General features: G+C 48.0%; 5 protein-coding genes. 2 read left to right on the plus strand and 3 right to left on the minus strand.

Going from position 1 to position 5,150, the window contains the following annotated elements; translation table 11 throughout:
* Window positions 1-62: 62 nt before the first annotated feature.
* Window positions 63-521: a chemotaxis protein CheX gene (locus tag AC1DUA_RS22280; RefSeq protein ID WP_161407653.1), complete on the minus strand. Its 459-nt coding sequence runs from the start codon at window positions 519-521 to the stop codon at window positions 63-65.
* 286 nt (window positions 522-807) lie between these two features.
* Here AC1DUA_RS22280 and AC1DUA_RS22285 point away from each other — a divergent pair, with 286 nt between their 5' ends.
* Both AC1DUA_RS22285 and AC1DUA_RS22290 read left to right on the plus strand, forming a co-directional pair.
* Window positions 808-2,499, plus strand: coding sequence for a PAS domain-containing sensor histidine kinase (locus AC1DUA_RS22285; RefSeq protein ID WP_477501859.1), 1,692 nt, complete (start codon window positions 808-810; stop codon window positions 2,497-2,499).
* A complete protein-coding gene (locus AC1DUA_RS22290) occupies window positions 2,496-3,290 on the plus strand; it encodes a TIGR01457 family HAD-type hydrolase (RefSeq protein WP_477501860.1) in 795 nt (264 codons plus the stop codon). The genes AC1DUA_RS22285 and AC1DUA_RS22290 overlap by 4 nt, the downstream gene beginning before the upstream one ends.
* A 367-nt stretch (window positions 3,291-3,657) precedes the next feature.
* Here the strand turns inward: AC1DUA_RS22290 and AC1DUA_RS22295 are convergent, their stop codons facing one another.
* Window positions 3,658-4,236, minus strand: a complete 579-nt coding sequence (locus AC1DUA_RS22295; RefSeq protein ID WP_477501861.1) for a PadR family transcriptional regulator — start codon at window positions 4,234-4,236, stop codon at window positions 3,658-3,660.
* A 13-nt stretch (window positions 4,237-4,249) separates the two neighbouring features.
* The coding region (locus AC1DUA_RS22300; RefSeq protein ID WP_477501862.1) for an MFS transporter at window positions 4,250-5,150 on the minus strand (901 nt) is incomplete at its 5' end.

Consider the following 5,150-nt stretch of genomic DNA (forward strand, 5'->3'; position numbering starts at 1 on the left):
GCTATAAGCAGTACTCCATTCTTTCATTCTTATGTATACAACATTATAATCCAATATTCATATTACGTAATTAACACTTGAATGTCCAGTTCCCCAATGCTTTCCATAATCAAAGGAATGGTCAGTGCCCTCTTCGGTACAAAACCAGCAGCCGTTGCTGATTGAACCAGCTTCGGAGGCGTGATATCCACCCTTACCCCTTGATTAAATAACATGGTGCTTGCATTCCCGCTAATCATATTGCCTAGCTCCGATATAGCGCTCTTACCCATTTCGTCCATTTCCGTAATTACAAACCCGCCCATCATCGCGGAAACCATCTTCAAAGCGACGTCCTCAGCCAAGCCGAATACGATATCGCCTTCCATTTGTCCGGTCATCCCGATTTGGATCCAAATATACTTTTCCACAAATTTGACGTCTTTGACGCCGAGCTGCCCTGTAGTTGGGCGAATGTTAGCAACCTGCTCGATGACAATTCTAGCCGACTCCAAAAAAGGATTAATGTACTCAGCCTTCATAGCTCCGCTCCGATCTCATTTGTGAATAAGTTCCACGAAAAACGACCTTTTTCAACATTATACCTAAAATACTAGGACAAGTATACTGTATTTTTTCATAAAATAGTTCCTTATACTCACATACAGACACTCTCCCTACCTTCATACTAAAATTGTCGAATCTGGATTTAATGATCTTAATCAGCAGGAAATACAGCGAGTAATCTGGAAGAATATATAAATATGTGTCGAATCCTGATATGCTTGCAGGGTGTTCGTCCTTTTAAAGGAGAGCTGAAAGGCAACCATGATGAAACAGAAAACGACAAATAATTATTGCACGTTATATCACCTTACACTTGTCTATCATATTATTGCTCTGCTGCTAATCGGTGCGGACTTCTTTATTATTCATCAGCTTCCTTATGTCATTGAGCACCAGTTCATGCGACTGGCCATCGATATCGTCGTTCTTGGCACGATCGTCGGACTCGCTTGGTACGGACTCAGAAGAGTCAAAAAAGAAGAAAACGCGATTCTGGAAACCGCAGAGCGGTACCAATCGCTATACGACAACCACCCGGACTCGATAATTTCTTTTAGTCTAGACGGTGAAGTGCTGTCAGCCAACCACGGGCTCGAAAGCCTCTTGGGTCTTGGGCGCGAGAACTCCACGACTTCTTTTATTCCAATGATCAACCCGCCCGATTTACTTAAAGCTTTGCATCATTTCCAAGTGGCGTCAGCCGGAATGCCGCAAAATTTCGAGGCTGCTTTTATTCATCAAAGCGGAATTCCGATTCCATCTAATGTGACGTTCGTCCCGACGAAGGTCGATGGTCAAGTCGTAGGGATTTACGCGATTCTCAAGGACCTTACAGAGGTTAAAGAACAGAAAAAAGTCATCGACAAGCTCTATAAGCAAAATCAGCTCATCCTCAACTCGGTCTCCGAGGGCATCTATGGGATCGATATGAGCGGCCGCACAATCTTCTGGAATCAAGCCGCTGAATCTATAACCGGCTGGAAAGTGGATGAAATGCTCGGCAGGCAAATTCATAATCTAATTCGGCCTGAGAAGACCGACGGCACCCCTTTTTCACGCGAGGAAAGTCCCATTCTGAGTACAATTCTGAATCGGGATGCTCCCACTATGAAAGAGGACCTGTTCTGGAGAAAGGATGGCACGGCCTTCCCTGTCGAGTTCATGTCGAGTCCCATTCTGGAGGAGAAGGGGCACATTCTCGGAACCGTTATTACATTTAAAGATATTACCACTTTAAAAAAGACCCAGGAGCTGCTTATTAAATCGGATAAACTCTCAGCCGTTGGTCAACTGGCTGCCGGGGTGGCGCACGAAATCCGCAATCCATTAACAGCCTTGAAGGGATTCCTTCAATTATTGAAAACGAACAGTAAAAAAGAGCAATACTACATAGAAATTATGCAAAAAGAGCTGCAGCGCATTGAGTTTATTGTGAATGAGTTCCTGTTCGTCTCAAAGCCTCAGGCTACCAATTTCGCTACCCGAACCGTTGATTCTATTGTGATGAGCACGATCGAGCTTCTTCAGCCTCAAGCATTATTAGAAAATATTCAAATCGAAGCCGATATTGAGCCCGACCTGCCCCCTGTCACTTGTGACGAACGGCAAATTAAACAAGTGTTCATTAATATTTTGAAAAATGCGCTGGAGTCCATGGAAGAGGGTGGATTAATGCGTATCGAAGCCGCTGCTGACCCTTATAAGAAAAACATTACCATCCGCTTCATTGATCAAGGATGCGGCATTGCACCAGAGCGGCTGCCGAAGCTGGGAGAACCATTTTATAGTACCAAGGAAAAAGGCACCGGTCTTGGCCTCATGGTATGTTACCGTATTATTGAGGCGCATGGAGGCATGATGGAAATTCAGAGTAAATTGGAAGAAGGAACGACTGTTGAAATTACACTTCCTTCCACACAAGTCAAAATCACCGAAGGAGTGTCTACAACATGAACGGTTTTCTCATAGATCTGGATGGTACGCTATATCGGGGGCATGAACCGATTCCACATGCAGCCACTTTCATTCAGTGGCTGCAGCAGTACGATTTGCCTTACCTGTTGGTGACGAATAATTCGTCGCGTACACCAAAGCAAGTCGCCGAGCACCTGCTGGAGCTTGGCATTGAAGTGCCAGAGGCAGCGGTCTATACCTCCTCGCAGGCCGCCGCCAAGTACTTGACCGAGCAGCGCGGAGGCAGCCACGTGCATATGGTCGGCGAAGCCGGACTCCGGATCGCCCTCGAGGCATCCGGCTTCGTTGTTGAGGGGACGACTCCTCCGGATTACGTCGTCCAAGGCATTGATCGCAGCTTCACCTATGCGAAGCTGACTGAAGCGGTCCGCCACCTGAAGGCCGGCGCGACCTATGTGTTAACCAATCCCGACCGCATGCTGCCGTCGGATGGAGGGCTTATGCCAGGGGCGGGCTCCCTGGCTGCTTCGATCACCGCCGCCTCCAGCGTGGAGCCGGTGGTGATCGGGAAACCTTCGCCGATCATCATGGCTTACGCCATCGAGCGGCTTGGTCTGCCTGCCGCCGATGTCTGGGTCATCGGCGATAACGTGCATACCGACATCCGCGGAGGCRTGGTGTCGGGGTGTCGCACGGCGCTCGTGCTGACCGGCGTCGCAACGGCGGATAACGTGCACGAGCAGATGGCGTCGGCGGGCGTGACGCCGGACCTTGTCTGCGATGATTTGGCACATTTCATCGCGCAGTTTACTGAGCTTGGCGGATTATAAGCCGCTAAAGTTGAGGGCTCATCTTAGCAACCTACCACCGTCCACTCACGCTACCACCCATACAGCTAACTTTCACTTACCTGCCACCAACAAATTTCAATAACCCTAGCGGGAATATCGCTAGGTTTTTTTACTTGTGGGAACAACAGGACGTTATTCCGCCCCCATGGCACGTTTGTCTGGTGAAACTGGCAAAATAGCGGATCGTAGATCCCCTCACAAGTGAAACATATGCCTTTTCGTGGAAATAGTGTACCGTAGTTCCACGTGCTGCTGTGCGGGAACACTTGCAACACAAAAAGCCTCCACCCCACACGAAGTGGAAATGGAGGCTTGTCTCTTGATTTGCGCGTGCTCCCGCACACGATCAGTCCAAATGGTCCCAGTCCACCTCGGGCGGGGAACCCTTCTCCTGCAAACGGCCGTCTCGGGCATCCTTTTGCAGCTGCTCCAGCCATTTTAACTCGCTGAAAGCACGTTTATAAGTGCCAATCATCATCTGTAAGACAACTCTAGGAACTACGTTGAGGTGCTCTTCATACAGGCTTTTCATTCTGTTCATGAGTATTCTCTGAGCCAATATTTTATTTTCTAAGCCATCGGCTATTTTGGCCTGATCGCCATGCACGGAAAATGGCAAAGCGACGTAGAGCGGGTGATAGTGCTTGATTTCTTCATGAAACTGCTCGATCAGCAGCTCTTGAAATTTAAGCTTCCCAGCTTCTGTTATTTGAAAGACGGTTTTCTCTGGACGATTCGTATCGCGCACGACTTCATGTGCTTCCACATGACCGTCTTTGCGCAGTTGATCCATGGCATAATAAAGTGAGCCGTCTTGCAGCTTCATATAATTATGCATGCCTCTTTCTTTCATCGTTTGCCGAATCTCATAAGTATGCCGATTGGCTTCCATCAACAGACCAAGTATGACGAGCTTCATCGACATAGCGGTTCTCCTCCTAGTGTCCTACAGGTGCGCTCCCTTTGACAGGAGCTTTTCCCACTTCCAGCTTCGCATTCCCCATAAGTAAGATAAACGCGAGACCAATGACAGCCAAAACAATCGTTGTTTGAAAAACAACAGCAATCGAATCAGCAAGTGCGGTCAGCAGCTTATGCAGCACATCGACAGGAATATTCGCACGAACCTGAGGCTGCAGCAACATGCGCGCATCATGAAACTTTTCAGCCATAGCCGGATCTTGTAGGGAATTTGTCATCTTATCTTTAAATGAGTTTACCTGAATACTGCCGAACACCGCAACTCCGATGGCGGAACCTACGGAACGGAAGAAACCAACAAGCGAAGTTACTGTACCTCTGCGTCGGAAGTCTACTTTATGCAAAGCGGACATCGAAGTAATCGGGAAGTTAGCTCCGATACCAAGTCCCATTAGAATCATAAAAGTCGTGATGACCCAACGCTTGGAATCGATAGAAATGCCACCCAATAGCGAAGTTGCCACAATCAACAAGGCTACGGATACCAGCATCACATTGCGGTAAGAGAATTTCCCTATGAAACGTCCGCCTAACGCAGAGCTGACAACTACACCCAGCATCATTGGCGTAAGCGTAGATCCCGCACTCGTTGCAGAGCCTTCAAATACACCTTGAATAAACAAAGGAATATACGTACCCGCTGAGATCAAAACAGCACCGTATGCGAAACTGACACCCATACTTGCGGTGAACAGGCGATTCCTGAACAAGTCGAGTGGAACGATCGGTTCAGCTGCATATTTTTCAATCGTCAGGAAAACGGCCAAGAGAACGGCAAACCCTGCGAAAAGACTAATAATTTGCCAAGAAGCCCACGCATATTCTTTACCACCAAGCTCCAGTGCAAACATCAGGGAC

The sequence above is a fragment of the Paenibacillus sp. 01T422 genome, from assembly GCF_056398785.1.

Excerpts from the sequence above, each read along its gene's own strand:
- AC1DUA_RS22280 (WP_161407653.1), bottom strand. The coding sequence starts at position 521 with ATGAAGGCTGAGTACATTAATCCTTTTTTGGAGTCGGCTAGAATTGTC.
- AC1DUA_RS22285 (WP_477501859.1), top strand. The coding sequence starts at position 808 with ATGATGAAACAGAAAACGACAAATAATTATTGCACGTTATATCACCTT.
- AC1DUA_RS22295 (WP_477501861.1), bottom strand. The coding sequence starts at position 4,236 with ATGTCGATGAAGCTCGTCATACTTGGTCTGTTGATGGAAGCCAATCGG.